11 protein-coding genes are annotated in these 14,963 nt (G+C 72.3%); 5 read left to right on the top strand and 6 right to left on the bottom strand.

The window, feature by feature from the left end; translation table 11 throughout:
- Positions 1-29 precede the first annotated feature (29 nt).
- The 4 genes from DSC45_RS30315 to DSC45_RS30300 are packed head-to-tail and all read left to right on the top strand — an operon-like array spanning position 30 to position 4,562.
- Entirely contained in the window at positions 30-971 is a 942-nt protein-coding gene (locus DSC45_RS30315) for a phosphotriesterase family protein (protein ID WP_119295190.1), read from the top strand.
- Positions 971-2,107: an aminotransferase class V-fold PLP-dependent enzyme gene (locus tag DSC45_RS30310; protein ID WP_119295189.1), complete on the top strand. Its 1,137-nt coding sequence runs from the start codon at positions 971-973 to the stop codon at positions 2,105-2,107. Before DSC45_RS30315 ends, DSC45_RS30310 begins: the two co-directional genes overlap by 1 nt.
- A gap of 8 nt (positions 2,108-2,115) precedes the next feature.
- Positions 2,116-3,288, top strand: coding sequence for an alanine racemase (locus DSC45_RS30305; protein ID WP_119295188.1), 1,173 nt, complete (start codon positions 2,116-2,118; stop codon positions 3,286-3,288).
- Entirely contained in the window at positions 3,285-4,562 is a 1,278-nt protein-coding gene (locus tag DSC45_RS30300; protein ID WP_119295187.1) for a phosphopentomutase, read from the top strand. The genes DSC45_RS30305 and DSC45_RS30300 overlap by 4 nt, the downstream gene beginning before the upstream one ends.
- A gap of 78 nt (positions 4,563-4,640) precedes the next feature.
- On the opposite strand, the gene ffh is transcribed toward DSC45_RS30300, so the two are convergent.
- The 5 genes from ffh to DSC45_RS30275 all read right to left on the bottom strand — a co-directional run bounded on the left by ffh (position 4,641) and on the right by DSC45_RS30275 (position 12,401).
- The gene (ffh, locus tag DSC45_RS30295; protein ID WP_119295186.1) at positions 4,641-6,194 is read right to left on the bottom strand and encodes a signal recognition particle protein; all 1,554 of its coding nucleotides are present in this window, start codon (positions 6,192-6,194) and stop codon (positions 4,641-4,643) included.
- Between the two features lie 112 nt (positions 6,195-6,306).
- Positions 6,307-8,862, bottom strand: a complete 2,556-nt coding sequence (locus tag DSC45_RS30290) for a [protein-PII] uridylyltransferase (protein WP_240434929.1) — start codon at positions 8,860-8,862, stop codon at positions 6,307-6,309.
- 25 nt (positions 8,863-8,887) lie between these two features.
- Positions 8,888-9,226 carry a P-II family nitrogen regulator gene (locus DSC45_RS30285; RefSeq protein ID WP_119295185.1) on the bottom strand — a complete coding sequence of 113 codons (339 nt, stop codon included), beginning with the start codon at positions 9,224-9,226 and terminating at the stop codon, positions 8,888-8,890.
- Positions 9,223-10,569 carry an ammonium transporter gene (locus DSC45_RS30280; RefSeq protein WP_119295184.1) on the bottom strand — a complete coding sequence of 449 codons (1,347 nt, stop codon included), beginning with the start codon at positions 10,567-10,569 and terminating at the stop codon, positions 9,223-9,225. The genes DSC45_RS30285 and DSC45_RS30280 overlap by 4 nt, the downstream gene beginning before the upstream one ends.
- Before the next feature lie 347 nt (positions 10,570-10,916).
- Positions 10,917-12,401, bottom strand: a complete 1,485-nt coding sequence (locus DSC45_RS30275; protein ID WP_119295183.1) for a transcriptional repressor NsdA — start codon at positions 12,399-12,401, stop codon at positions 10,917-10,919.
- Positions 12,402-12,857: 456 nt separating this feature from the next.
- Here DSC45_RS30275 and DSC45_RS30270 point away from each other — a divergent pair, with 456 nt between their 5' ends.
- The gene (locus DSC45_RS30270; protein ID WP_119295182.1) at positions 12,858-13,544 is read left to right on the top strand and encodes a bifunctional DNA primase/polymerase; all 687 of its coding nucleotides are present in this window, start codon (positions 12,858-12,860) and stop codon (positions 13,542-13,544) included.
- A 125-nt stretch (positions 13,545-13,669) separates the two neighbouring features.
- On the opposite strand, the gene ftsY is transcribed toward DSC45_RS30270, so the two are convergent.
- Positions 13,670-14,878 carry a signal recognition particle-docking protein FtsY gene (gene ftsY / locus DSC45_RS30265; RefSeq protein WP_119295181.1) on the bottom strand — a complete coding sequence of 403 codons (1,209 nt, stop codon included), beginning with the start codon at positions 14,876-14,878 and terminating at the stop codon, positions 13,670-13,672.
- Positions 14,879-14,963: the final 85 nt, after the last annotated feature.

Below are 14,963 nucleotides of genomic sequence, written 5' to 3'. Positions count from 1 at the left end.
TCCGCGTCCGGCCGACGTAAGGCACCGTCATGAACACACTGCAGACCGTTCTCGGCCCGCTCCCGGCCGACGACATCGACGGCCCGGCACTCGCACACGAGCACCTCGTCCTCGACCTCGATCGCACCGGCGACGGTGCCGCCGTCCTCGACCCGGCCCTGCACGCCCCGGCCGTCACCAAGGAACTCGCCGCCCTGCGCGCCGAGTTCGGCCTGAGCCTGGTGCTCGAACTGACCTGCCGCGGCATGGGCCGCGACCCCCGGGCCCTCGTCCGGATCGCGGCCGAGACCGGGATCGCCGTGGTGGCGGCGACCGGCTGGTACTACGAGCCGTTCCACCCCGCGGAGATCGCCGGCAGCTCGGTCGCGGACCTGGCCACCACGCTGGTCCGGGAGATCGCCGACGGCATCGACGACACCGGCGTACATCCCGGCGTGATCGGCGAGGTGGGCAGCCACGGCGACCGGCCGAGCGAACCGGAGACGCGTTCGCTGCTCGCCGCGGCCCAGGCCGCCGTCGCGACCGGCCTCTCCGTCGCCACGCACGCCCAGCTCGGCCGCGGCGGACTCGCCCAGCTCGACCTGCTCACCGGCGCGGGCCTGGCCCCGGAGCGGATCTCGATCGGCCACCAGGACCTCCTGGACGATCCGGCCGTACACCGCGAGCTCGCCGCGGCCGGGGCGTACGTCGCCTTCGACACCGTCGGCAAGTCGGCGTACCGGAGCGATGCCGAGCGGCTGCGTCTGCTGCTCGCGCTCCTCGACGCGGGGCACGCCGATCGGGTGCTGCTGAGCTGCGACATCTCGCGGCACGGCTATCTGGAGTCGGAAGGCGGTCAGGGTTACGGGCATCTGTTCCGGTCGTTCCTCGCCGAGGCGCGGGCCGCCGGGGTGGACGAGGACCTGATCGACCTCATGACCCGGCGCAATCCCCTGCGCTTCCTGACCGGCGCGAGCAGCGAGGAGTTCTGATGCCGCACGACACGACGGGAGCGCCCACCGTCGGGCCCGGCCTGCCCGAGACGTTCCCGCTGGACACGGTCCCGCTGGCGGACGCGCTCACCCGCCAGTTCCGGCTCCTGGAGTGCATCGCCGCGCGCTTCGAGGGCGAGCAGCTGTTCACCGCCGACGCGGGCGTCGTCCCCGGGCTCGGCCGCCCGCGGACCACCGCGCGCGTGGAGTCCGTACTGGCCGACTTCTTTGGCGCCGAGGACGCCGCGCTCGTCCAGGGCGCGGGCACCGGGGCGATCCGCGCGGCGCTCGCCGCCGCCGTCGGCCCCGGCGACCCGCTGCTCCTCCATCGCGCGCCGGTCTACCGGAGCACCGCCGTCACCCTGCGCGGACTCGGCGTCGACCAGGTCGAAGTCGACCTCAATGACCCCGGGGCCCTCCGGCAGGCCCTGGCGAGCGGCCGGTTCGCGTGGGCGTACGTCCAGCACACCCGTCAGCGGCTCGGCGACTCCTACGACCCGGGCGAGGTACTCGCGGCCTGCCGCGCCGCCGGCGTACGCACCCTCGTCGACGACAACTACGCGGTCTGCCGGGTGCCCCGCTCCGGGGTCGAACTCGGCGCCGACGCCTCCTGCTTCTCGCTGTTCAAGCTGCACGGACCGGAGGGAGTCGGCGCGGTCGTCGGCGCCCGCGACCTGGTCGAGAAGGTCCGCACGGACAACTACTCGGGCGGCGGGCAGGTCCAGGGCCACCAGGCCCTCGACGCGCTGCGCGCCCTCACCCACGTACCGGTGATGTGGGCCGTGCAGTCGCAGGTCGGCGCGGAGGTCGCCGAGCGGCTCGCGGCCGGTGAGGTCGACGGCGTCGCCGAGGTACGCCTCGCCAACGCCCAGGACCGCTGCCTCCTGGTCCGCCTGGAGCGCCCGGTGGCGCGCCGGCTCCCGGACGTCGCGGCCCGGCTGGGCGCCGCGCCCTATCCGGTCGGCTCCAACTCCCGCTACGAGGTGGCGCCGCTCTTCTACCGGATGTCCAGCTCGTCCCTCGACGACGCCCCGGACCTCGCCGACTGGACCGTACGCATCAACCCGATGCGGGCCGGCGCGGACCTCGTACTCGACATCCTCCGCCGCTCCCTGCACGAACTGCGCAACTCCTAGGAAGCCCCGTGTTCCTGAACACCCTGCTCGCCCGCAACCCGGGACTCGCCGACGCGGCGGCCGCCCTGCACGCCTCCGGAGCCATCCCGCCCGACACGTACGTGATCGACCTGGACGCGGTCGAGGAGAACGCCCGCCTGCTCGCCGAGACGGCCGAACGGCTGGGCCTCGGCCTGTGGTTCGTGGTCAAGCAGGTCGGCCGCAACCCCGAGCTGATCAAGGCCGTCGCCCGGCACATCCCGCGGTACGCGGCCATCGACGTCCCCGAGGCCCGCACCCTGCACGCGGCCGGCGCGGAACCCGGCAACCTCGGCCACCTGGTCCAGATCCCCCGCCGCGCCCTGCCCGAACTGCTCGCCACCCGCCCCGAGACGGTCACCGTCTTCGACACGGCCAACGCCCGTGCCGTGTCGGAGGCCGCGCGCGCACTCGGCTTCGTACAGGACATCCTGATCCGTGTCGAGGGCGCCGCCGGCTCGGTCTACCCCGGCCAGGAAGGCGGCGTCCCGCTCGCCGACATCGACGCGTTCGCCGCGGCCGCCGAGCAGTTGGAGGGCGTACGGATCGGCGGAGTGACCGCGTTCCCGTGTGTGCTCTGCGACGCGGAGACCGGCGTTCCGCGGCCGACGCGCACCTTCGAGCTGGCCCGCGAGGCCCACGCGAGGCTCGCCGCCCGCGGACACACCGGCCTGCGCCTGAGCGCCCCGAGCGCCACCTCCGTCTCCTCGCTCCCGCTGCTCGCCCAACTCGGCGCCACCCACGGCGAACCCGGCCACGCGCTGACCGGCACCACCCCGCAGCACGCGATCGACCCGCACCAGCCGGAGAAGCCCGGCTACGTCTACGTCACCGAGGTCGCCCACACCCTCGCCGACGGCCGCCCGGCCGTGTTCGGCGGCGGCTTCTACCCGCGGGCCGGCATCAAGGACGCGCTGCTGCCGCGCACCGGGGAGCGCCTGCGGGTGGAGGACGCGCCTGCGGGCAACATCGACTACTACCGGCTGCTCGCCCGCCCGTCCGCCGGCGTCGAGCCCGGCGACACCGCGCTGCTGGCCTTCCGTACGCAGATATTCGTCACGCGCAGCACGGTCGCCGTCGTCGCCGGGCTCTCGGCCGGAGCCCCCCGCCTGGTCGGCCGCTACGACGCACTCGGCCGCCCGTACCAGGAGGCAGCACGATGAGCAGGACACCCGGCCCGAACGAGACGAACGGGGCGACCGGGACCGGCCGGCCCTCCGGCAGGACCGTGATCGTGGTGCTCGACGGCTTCGGTGTCGGCGCCATGCCCGACGCCGGGGCACTGCGACCGGGCGACCGGCACGCGGACACCTGCGGGCATGTCCTCGACCACTGCCGCGAGCAACTCGGCCGGCCGCTGCGGCTGCGCGCCCTCGGCGCGCTCGGTCTCGGCCTGGTGCACCCGCACCCGGACCTGGCCGCGCACACCGAACTCCCGGTCGCCTTCGGCCGTGCCGCGCTCGGCTACCCCGGCGCGGACACCTTCGCGGGCCACCAGACCATGATGGGTGCCGACTTCAGCCGGGTGACGGTCGCCCGACTCGGCGAGCACCTGGACGAGGTGACCGACGCGCTGCGCCGGGCGGGCCACTCGGTGGCCACGCTCGACGGGAAGCCGCTCCTGGTGGTCGACGGCGCCGTCCTGGTGCACGACAACCTGGAGGCCGACCCCGGCATCAACTGGAACGCCTCGGGCCGCCTCGAGGACCTCCCCTTCTCCTCGACCCTGTCCGTCGCCCGGGTGGTACGCGCCGTCGCTCCGGTCGCCCGCGTCATCGCGGTGGGCGGCCACGCGGCCGAACCGCTGGAGCACTACGTACGCGAGGGCGATGCGGCCACGGTCGGCCTCGACACCCCCGCCACCGGCTTCTACAAGAACGGCGGCCTCGAGGTGCAGCATCTCGGCGCCCCGCTCGACCACACCCGCCAACTGCCGGAACTGGCCGCCCGGGCCGGCGTCCCCGTCACCCTGGTCGGCAAGGCGGCCGACATCCTGGAGTGCGAGAGCGCGCTGCGCCGCCCGGCCGTCCCCACCATCGAGGTCCTCGGGCACACCCTCGACGCCGTACGCACCGCCGCTTCCGGCCCTTCCCTGGTCGTCGCCAACGTCCAGGAGACCGACCTGGCCGGCCACCAGCAGGACACCGCGCGCTACGGCGAGGTCCTGGAACAGGCCGACGCCGGCCTGGCCCAGCTCCTCGAAGTCCTCGACTCCCCCGGCGACCGTCTGATCGTCACGGGCGACCACGGCAACGACCCGACGATCGGCCACGCGTACCACACCCGCGAGTACGTCCCCGTCCTCGTCCACCGCCCCGAGGCCACCGCCCGCCGCCATCTCCCGGACGCGCGCACCCTGGCCGACGTAGGCGCCACCGCAGCCACGTCCCTCGGCCTCCCGCCCACGGGCCTGGCCAACGGGACGACGATCCTCTGAGCCCCTCCGGCATACGAGAAGGCCCGCCCGGCAGGGCATCCCCTGACCGGACGGGCCACCAAGTCTCGGCCGAGAACCTCAGCCCATGAACTTCTTGAACTCGTCAGGCAGTTCGAAGTCCTGCCCACCCTGCCCACCGGCCGGCAGGCCGAACGCACCGCCCTGCTGCGCAGCCTCCTCACGCCGCTGCGCATCCGCGAGCTCCTGCTGCTTCCGCTTCATCGGGTTGCCCGAACGCTGCTTGCCCTTGGCCTGCTTCTGCTTCTTCTTCTGCCGGCCCGGGCCACCACCCGATCCAGGCATCCCCGGCATACCCGGCATCCCGCCGCCCTGCGCCATCTTCGACATCATCTTGCGCGCCTCGAAGAACCGCTCCACCAGGTTCTTCACCGCACTGACGTCGACACCCGAACCCTTGGCGATACGCGCACGCCGCGAGCCGTTGATGATCGTCGGCTCGGACCGCTCCCCCGGGGTCATCGACTTGATGATGGCCGCGGTCCGGTCGACGTCCCGCTCGTCCAGGTTGTTGATCTGGTCCTTGACGTCGCCCATGCCGGGCAGCATGCCGAGCAGCTTGCTGATGCTGCCCATCTTCCTGACCTGCTCCATCTGCGCCAGGAAGTCGTCGAGCGTGAACTCCTTGGGGCCCTTTTGGAGCTTGGCCGCCATCTTCTCGGCCTCGGCCTGGCTGAAGGTCTGCTCGGCCTTCTCGATGAGCGACAGCATGTCGCCCATGCCCAGGATGCGGGACGCCATCCGGTCCGGGTGGAACGCGTCGAAGTCGTCCAGCTTCTCGCCGTTGGAGGCGAACATGATCTGCTTGCCGGTCACGTGCGCGATCGACAGGGCCGCACCACCACGGGCGTCACCGTCGAGCTTGGAGAGCACCACACCGTCGAAGCCGACGCCGTCGCGGAAGGCCTCCGCGGTGTTCACCGCGTCCTGACCGATCATCGCGTCGACGACGAAGAGAACCTCGTCGGGGCTGACCGCGTCGCGGATGTCCGCGGCCTGCTGCATCAGCTCCTGGTCGATACCCAGGCGACCCGCGGTGTCGACGACGACGACGTCGTGCACCTTCGTCTTGGCGTACTCGATCGAGTCCTTGGCGACCTGGACCGGGTCACCCACGCCGTTGCCCGGCTCGGGGGCGTAGATGCCGACGCCGGCGCGCTCGGCGACGACGCTCAGCTGGTTCACGGCGTTGGGGCGCTGCAGGTCACAGGCGACGAGGAGCGGCGAGTGGCCCTGGGACTTGAGCCACTGGCCGAGCTTTCCGGCCAGCGTGGTCTTACCGGCACCCTGCAGACCCGCGAGCATGATCACGGTGGGCGGGTTCTTGGCGAACCGCAGGCGGCGGGTCTCACCACCGAGGATGCCGACAAGCTCCTCGTTGACGATCTTGATGACCTGCTGTGCGGGGTTCAGCGCCTGGGAGACCTCGGCGCCGGTGGCCCGCTCCTTGATCTGCTTGATGAAGGCGCGCACCACGGGCAGCGCGACGTCCGCCTCGAGCAGCGCGATGCGGATCTCGCGTGCTGTGGCGTCGATGTCCGCCTCGGACAGACGCCCCTTGCCGCGGAGGTTCTTGAAAGTCGCTGCGAGGCGATCGGAAAGAGTGTCGAACACGGCGGTCGCAGATCCTCGTCGGTCGGGGGCGGGGTGGGTCGTCCTCCAGGGTATCCGTACGTGGAGCGGGAGCACCCACGGTGCCCGCATCCTTCCGGTGCCGGTGCCGGAGTCAGGCCCGCAGCACCTGCTCCACCGCCTGCGCCAGTCCTGCCGCCCGCTCCCCCGGCAGCGGCTCCCCGTCGCCCCCGGTGACGTAGAAGGCGTCCACCGCGTTCGCTCCGAGCGTCGACACATGCGCACTGCGCACCGTCACGTCCGCGGCCTCCAGAGCCCGGCCGATCCGGTGCAGCAGACCCGGGGCGTCCTGCGCCCTGACCTCGATCACCGTGGCGCGCCTGGACGTGGTGGCCGCGACCGTCACCCGCGGTGGCGGGGCGGGGACCCCGCGCCTGCGCGGGTACGCCGCGTCCCGCTCCGCGAGCCGTGCGGGGATGTCGAGCGAGCCCTCCAGGGCCCGGACCAGATCCGCCCTCAGCCGTGCGGCCTGCGGCAGCGACCCGTACTCGGCCGCCACCCGCCAGTCGAGCAGCAGCACCGGCCCGGACGCCCCGGTCCGGGACGCGACCTCCGCGGGCAGCGTCACCGCCCGCAGCTCCGCTGTCCGTACGGTCAGCCGGTGCAGCGCGAGCACCCCGGCCACCGCGGGCAGCACCCCGGCACGATCCGGGACCGCGATGAGCAGTTCGACGCCGAGCGGCTCGGGCACGGCCTCCGCCCCGTCGCCGTCCGGGTCCACCGCCTCCTCGGTCCTGGCCCGCAGCGAGAGCACCGGCCCGCCGGTACGGAACGCCTCGACGGCGAGGCGTTCGTGCTCGGCCGTGACGGTGGCCGGCTCGTCCTCGGGTACGGGCTCACCGGCCAGCACCGCCGCCACCCGCCGCACCAGGTCCGCGACCAGCGAGGCGCGCCAACTCGACCACGCCGCGGGCCCCGTGGCCAGCGCGTCCGCCTCGGTCAGTGCGTGCAGCAGCTCGAGCGTGCGCACACTCGACACCGCCTCGGCGACGGACCGCACGGTCGCCGGATCGTCCAGGTCCCGCCGGGTAGCGGTCTCCACGAGCAGCAGATGATGACGTACGAGGGTGGCCAGCACGGCGGCGTCGGCGCGGTCGAAGCCGATCCGCGCGGCGACGTCGCGCGCGATGACCTCGCCGGCCACGGAGTGGTCGCCCGGCCACCCCTTGCCGATGTCGTGCAGCAGGGCCGCGACCAGGAGCAGGTCGGGACGCTGTACGCGACGGGTCAGACCGGCCGCGCGGACGGCGGTCTCCACCAGGTGCCGGTCAACGGTCCAGGTGTGCACGGGGTTGCGCTGCGGCCGGCACCGTACCCGCTCCCAGTCCGGCAGCAGGGCACCGATCAGACTCTCGGCCTCGAGCGCGGCCCAGACGTCGACGGTCGAACGCCCGGCGCCGAGCAGGGTGACCAGTTGTTCGCGCGCCTCGGCGGGCCAGGGCGTGGGCAGCGGCGGTGCGGCCGCGGCCAGCCGGCGCACGGCGTGCGGCGAGAGCGGCAGTCCGGCCTGCGCGGCTGCGGCGGCGGCCCGCAGCGGCAGTACGGGGTCGCGTTCGGGCCGGGCGGCACGGGCGAGCACGGCCTCGCCGTCCTGTTCCACGACACCCTCGGCGAGCGGGGTGCGGTCCGGTGCCTGCTTGCCGCCGGAACGCGAGTCACCCACCACCCTGCGTCGGACGAAGTCGCTCCGCTCCCCCACGATCCGGCGCAGCCGCGGCCGTACCTGCCGCGCCCGCAGCACGCGTCCGACCTCGCGCCACGTGACGTCGCCCGCGTAGGAGATGGTGCGGGCCGACTCGTACACCTGGCGCAGCAGGGCGTCGGCGTCGAGCAGGCCGAGTTCGGCGGCGACCTGGTCCTGTTCCTGCAGCGTGAGCCGGTCGGTGGCGCGGCCGGTGGTCAGATGCAGGGCGTCCCGGACGTCGAGCAGACGGCGGCGGGCCTCGGCGAGTCCGGCGCGCGGGGCGTCGGCGAGCCAGGAGGCGGCGACGGCGCGCAGTGCGGTGGCGTCCCGCAGTCCGCCCTCGGCCTCCTTCAGATCGGGCTCGAGGAGGAACTGCAACTCGCCGTGGCGTTCGGCCCGTTCGGCGCAGAGCTCCTGGAGGGCGGGCAGCTTCTTCGGGGCGAGGTTGCGCCAGTCGGCGAGTACCGCGCTGCGCAGGCCGGTGGTCATGCCGAGGTCGCCGGCGACGTGCCGGGCGTCGAGCAGCCCGAGCTGCACCTTGAGATCCTCGCCTGCGGTACGGCGGGCCTCCGCCGGAGTGCGCACGGCGTGGTCGAGGGCGATGCCGAGGTCCCAGACGGGGTACCAGATCCGGTCCGCGAGCGCGGCGACCGCGCCGGGGTCCGCCCGGCCGTCGTGCAGCAGGAGCAGGTCGAGGTCGCTGCGCGGCGACAACTCCCCGCGCCCGTAGCCGCCGACGGCGACCAGGGCCGCGCCGCGCACCTCGCGCGCCGAGGCGTCGAACAGGGAGCCGAGCCAGTCGTCCGTGAGCTCGGCGAGTGCCGCACGGCGCGGCGGCCCGGACCGCGACTCCTCCTGGAGGAGTCGCAGCCGGGCCGCCGCATAGCCGCCTGGTTCGGTGTCGTCCTTGCCCGCTTCGGGCTCGGACGGGTCTCCGGGTTTCGCCGGCACGTCGACACGCGTCACCGATCAGCTCCTTGCTCGATGTCGGTCAGAGCGCGTCGGGACCGCGCTCGCCGGTGCGTACGCGTACCGCCGTCTCGACCGGGACGCTCCAGACCTTGCCGTCGCCGATCTTGCCGGTACGGGCGGCCTTCACGACCACCTCGAGCAGTTGCTCGGCGTCGTCGTCCTCGACCAGGACCTCGATCCGGATCTTCGGTACGAGGTCCACGGTGTACTCGGCGCCGCGGTACACCTCGGTGTGGCCGCGCTGCCGGCCGTAGCCGCTGGCCTCCGTGACCGTGAGTCCCTGGACCCCGAAGGCCCCCAGGGCCTCCTTGATCTCGTCCAGCCGGTGCGGCTTCACGACCGCCGTGATGAGCTTCATGCGTCCACCTTCGTGTTCTGCGCCGCGGTCGCCGCCTGCGGCACCGTGCCCGTGCCGCGGGCCGAACCGCCGCCCGCTCCGCTGTAGTCGTACGCCGTCTCCGCGTGCTCGAGCCGGTCGATGCCGGAGACCTCGTCATCCTCGGTGACGCGCATGCCCATCGTCTTGTGGATGATCAGAGCGAGGAGCGCGGAGGCGAGGAGCGAGTACGCGAGGACTCCGAAGACTCCCGCGGCCTGCTTCCAGAGCTGGTCGAGCCCGCCGCCGTAGAAGAGACCCGCGGCGTCGGACTGCACACCGCCGGTGGCGAAGAAGCCCACGAGCAGCGAGCCGATGACGCCGCCGACGAGGTGGACGCCGACCACGTCGAGCGAGTCGTCGTAGCCGAAGCGGTACTTGAGACCGACCGCCATGGCGCACAGCACACCGGCGATGACACCGACGGCGATCGCGCCGAGCGGGCTGACCGATCCGCCGGCCGGCGTGATGGCCACCAGACCGGAGACCGCACCGGAGGCGGCACCGAGGGTGGTGAAGGCGCCGTGCCGGATCTTCTCGTAGGCGAGCCAGCCCAGCATCGCTGCGCCGGTGGCGATCTGGGTGTTGAGGAACATCACGGCGCCCACGCCGTCGTCGTTGCCCAGCCAGGAACCGGCGTTGAATCCGAACCAGCCGAACCACAGCAGGCCCGCGCCGAGCATGACCAGCGGGAGGCTGTGCGGCCGCATCGGGTCCTTCTTGAAACCGACCCGCTTGCCGATCACCAGGATCACGCCCAGGGCCGCGGCACCGGCGTTGATGTGGACGGCCGTGCCGCCGGCGAAGTCGATCACGCCGAGTTCGAACGCCCAGCCGCCGGAGCCCCAGACCCAGTGCGCGACCGGGAAGTAGACGACGGTGACCCACAGGGCGATGAACAGCGCCCAGGCGGTGAACTTCACCCGGTCGGCGAGCGCACCGCTGATCAGGGCGGGCGTGAGAATCGCGAACATCAGCTGGAAGGCGGCGAAGACGAAGAGCGGGATGCTGCCGCCGTCGAGCAGCTCGGTCACCCCGATCCCGCTGAGGCCGAGGTAGTCGGCGTCCCAGCCGACCAGGCTGCCGTTGTCGGTGCCGAAGGCCATGCTGAAGCCGTAGAGCACCCACAGAATCGTGACGATGCCGAGGCTGATGAAGCTCATCATCAGCATGTTCAGCGTGCTCTTGACGCGGACCATGCCTCCGTAGAAGAAGGCGAGGGCCGGGGTCATCAGCATGACCATGGCGGAACAGATGAGCATGAATCCGGTGTTGGCGGCAGAGAGCTCCGGGGCATCTGCGGCCAGCGTGATGCCTGGGGGCATCGGCGTCTCCTCGTCGTCGTGCGGCCCGTGCGGGCTGAGCCAGTGCGGTCATGAGGGGTGGGCCACTGAAGAGGTGCCGGCGGCCGTGCGGCTTGCGCAGCACCCCCTTGGGATCCAGACATTCGCGCAGCACCGTTTCCGGGGATGCCGCTCGATGTTTCGCACCGGTGACGACTGGGTCGTACGTGTTACGCGGTCATGAACTCCCGGCCTCGGGGCCCGGTGGCCCGTACCGTCCGCGGGGAAAAGAAACCGGCCGCGACGGCCCTCCGTGACGACCTGGCGTGGGGGAGCCGAGTCGGGCGTTTCGGGGAGGCCGGCCGCGGCCGGGGATTCGGTGGTTCCGGTCAGCCGGCTTCGGCGGACTCCGGGAGTTGGGCAGCGAGTTGTTCGGTGAGGTCGATGACCTCGGCGACCTCACCGAAGTCGCGTACGGCGGTGGCGACGGTCTTGCGCAGCCGGGTGTTGACCCGCTCGGAGCGGACCCGCCGGGCGATGGAGAGCGCCTCCTTGGCCGGCTGCACGCTCTCCTCCGGCTCGCGCTGGAGCAGGTGGACGGTGGCCTGGCCGATCAGGTTCAGGGCGTAGGAACGCTGGTGCACCTCGTCGGCGCCGAAGAGCGAGACGGCCCGCTGCATCACGGGTTCGGCGAGCGAGGCGTAGGTGGGGCTGCGGCCGGCCACGTAGGCGAGGTCGCGGTACGAGTGGGCGTTCTCCCCGTTGAGCTCGGCCTCCGAGAAGAAGTGGATCCAGTCCGGCTCGCGCTCGGCGAACTCGACCGCGTCGGTGTAGGTGTCCTCGGCCATCCGCACGGCGCGTTTGGTCTTGCTGGGCTGGCCCATGTTGGCGTACGCCCGGGCCTCCATCGCATACAGCATGGCCTGGGTGCGCGGGGTGGCGACGTCGCGACTGCCGTACTGGGCGAGGTGGATGAGTTCGAGAGCGTCGTCCGGGCGGCCGAGATGGATCATCTGGCGGCTCATGCCGGACAGGATGTACGAGCCGAGGGGCTTGTCCCCGGCCTCCTTGGCGGCGTGCAGCGCGAGGACGAAGTACTTCTGGGCGGTGGGCTGCAGACCGACGTCGTAGCTCATCCAGCCCGCCAGCTCGGCCAGTTCGGCGGCGATCTTGAACAGGCGCCGCGCGGTGGCCTCCGGCTGCGGCTCCTGCAGCAGGTCGGTCACCTCGTGCAGCTGGCCGACGACGGCCTTACGGCGCAGCCCGCCGCCGCACTGGGCGTCCCACTCGCGGAACATCACGGTGGTCGACTCGAGCAGATCGAGCTCCGGATCCGACAGGCGCGAGGGTCGGCGGGCAGCTGCCGCCTCCTTGACCTCCGCGCCGCCGGGCGCGGAGCCCGCGGGCGTAGGCACGAGCCAGCGCTGCATGGGCTCGACGAGGGCGGGCCCCGCGGCGAGTCCGAGCGAGCTCCCGAGGAAGCCGCGCCGCGCCAACATCAGGTCGCTGCGGGAGAATTCACTGATCAGTGCGACGGTGCCGTCCGGCGTCCAGGGCAGGTCCACGCCGGAGGCGGACGGCGACTGGTGGGCGGAGCGCAGTCCCAGGTCCTCGACGGCGACGACGCAGCCGAACCGCTCGGAGAACAGCTCCGACATGATCCGCGGGATCGGCTCACGCGGCTGCTCGCCGTCGAGCCAACGGCGTACCCGCGAGGTGTCGGTGGAGATGTGGTGGGCGCCCATCTGCCGGGCTCTGCGGTTGACCTGCCGGGCGAGCTCGCCCTTGGACCAACCGCTGCGCGCGAACCACGAACTCAGCTTGTCGTTGGGGCGTTTCTCAGCGGTCGCACCGCTGCTGCCGTTGCCGCCCACCGGAACGCCCCCATTCCCTGAAACCTGTCGTGACGCGCACTGGATACGCGTCGCTGCGGGCCAACCCTTACCAGAATGACGCGAGTTGGCACTTGCCTCCGGCGTGATTCACCCGTCGAACCCTTGCTCGAGGTGCCTCCGGCATACTCACGTCCGCAAGCACCTCCTCAGGGGTTCGTGTACTGAAAGTAATCCTACGATCACCCGTCCGGCGAGGGCGATTACAGAAACGCCACCATTCGCCACCCCTTCGAATGAACTCCCTTGCGGCAACACGCGATTCACTTGACATGGGACGACCGCGCGCACGATGGAGCGTTGCACACAGGGGCGCGCGCCACCACCCGCACCACCCGTGGCACTTCCGAAAGCCGCCCGGACCAAGCGGAGATGACGGAACGTCACGGTCAAGTGGCCGGTCGTAACCACCGGCGCGAGCGACCCGTTGGAGGGGGCATGGGGTTCACGATCGGCGGCATGAGGGAAATCCGGTCCGGCGCACGGCGCCGCGGCCGAGAGTCGGTGTGCACGGCGGTCGCCGAGTTCACCGGACTGTGGGGCTGGGGTGCGGTTCCCGGGGCACGTGCGTCGGACGGCCACTGCTCCTGCGGGGACGAGCGCTGCCCGGCGCCCGGCGCACACCCGCTCGGCTTCGCGCCCGAGCTGAAGGCCGGCGCGACGCTCGGTGAAGTGACCCGCGCCTGGGACGAGTTCCCGGGCGCCTCGGTCATGCTCCCGGTGGGCCGCACCTTCGACGTACTCGATGTGGCGGAGACGGCGGGCCGCCGCGCCCTTGTGCGACTCGAGCGGATGGGTCTGCCGCTCGGCCCGGTGGCCGTCACTCCCGAGGGCCGCGCCCAGTTCTACGTCGCCGGGGGCGCGGCGGCCGAACTGCCCGATCTGCTCTACCGCATGGGCTGGGACGACGCGGTCCTGGACCTCAAGGCCCTCGGCCCCGGCGAGTACGTCACCGCGCCGCCGTCCGACCGCGGCGGGCTCGGCCCGGTCCGCTGGCTCCGCGCTCCGGCCCTGGACTCGGCGAGCAGCCCACCGGGAGCCCGCCTACTGCTGGGCACCCTGGCGTACGCCTGCCATCGCCAGCCGCCCGGGCGCTCGCGGGTCGCGCGGCGCCGGCTCACCTGACCCACCGCGCCCCGCCACGGGCACTCGGGAACGAGCGGGGGCCCGCCCCCAGCCGTACCGGGTGACGGGCCCCGCCATGGGCTCCCTGACGCTCGGCGCGCGTCGCCGGCACCGAGATCCGGCGCTCAGTCGCCGATCAGCGCGTCCACGAAGGCCTCGGGCTCGAACGGCGCCAGATCGTCCGCTCCCTCGCCGAGACCCACGAGCTTGACCGGTACACCCAGCTCGCGCTGGACGGCGACGACGATTCCGCCCTTGGCCGTACCGTCGAGCTTGGTCAGCACGATGCCGGTGATGTCGACCACCTCGGCGAAGACGCGGGCCTGCACCAGGCCGTTCTGACCGGTGGTGGCGTCCAGGACGAGGAGCACCTCGTCGACCGGGGCCTGCTTCTCGACGACGCGCTTGACCTTGCCCAGCTCGTCCATCAGACCGGTCTTGGTGTGCAGGCGGCCCGCGGTGTCGATGAGCACCACGTCGACACCCATCTCGGTGCCTTCCTTGACGGAGTCGAAGGCGACCGACGCGGGGTCACCGGCCTCGGGACCGCGCACCGTGTGCGCGCCCACGCGCTCGCCCCAGGTCTGCAGCTGGTCGGCAGCGGCGGCACGGAAGGTGTCCGCCGCCCCGAGGACCACGGTGCGGCCGTCGGCGACGAGGACCCGGGCGAGCTTTCCGGTGGTGGTGGTCTTGCCGGTGCCGTTGACCCCGACGACCATCACGACGCCCGGTGTCTCGCGGTCCGACTCGGTCTTCACGACACGGTCGAGGTCCTTGCCGACGAGTTCGACGAGTTCCTCGCGGAGCAGCTTGCGCAACTCCTCGGGCGTACGGGTACCGAGCACCCTGACCCGCTCCCGCAGCCGCTCCACCAGCTCCTGTGTCGGCGCGACTCCGACGTCCGCGGTGAGCAGGGTGTCCTCGATCTCCTCCCAGGTGTCCTCGTCGAGGTGCTCGCGGGACAGCAGCGTGAGCAGCCCCTTGCCGAGCGAGTTCTGGGAGCGGGCGAGCCGGGCGCGCAGGCGCACAAGCCGGCCCTCGGTGGGCTCCGGGACCTCGATCTCCGGAGCGGCCGGGACCTCCTCGGCCTCGGCGGGGGGCGTCTCGACGGTCGCCCCGGGGAGCGTGACCTCCTCGATGGTGCGGCGTGACTCTTCGCGCGGTTCCTCGGCCTCTTCGCCGACATGCGGCTCAGCGGGGGGCGCGGTGACGGTCGGCGTACTGGAGGGCGTCGTCGGGGGCAGCTGCTTCTTCCTGCGGCTGCCGATCACGAGCCCGCCGATGGCGCCGATCGCGACCAGGGCGATGACTACAGCAAGGATGACGATTTCCATAACCCACCCAGTATCGGCCACGCTCCCGACGGCGCGCGCCGCTCGTAGGATCACACAGGCACTCGGTCAGGATTGCACCCTTTGT

It is taken from the genome of Streptomyces sp. YIM 130001 (assembly GCF_003574445.1).
Classification (GTDB): Bacteria; Actinomycetota; Actinomycetes; order Streptomycetales; family Streptomycetaceae; genus Streptomyces.
The sequence above is the reverse complement of the archived record's forward strand: the minus strand, read 5'-3'. Positions and strand labels throughout refer to the sequence as shown.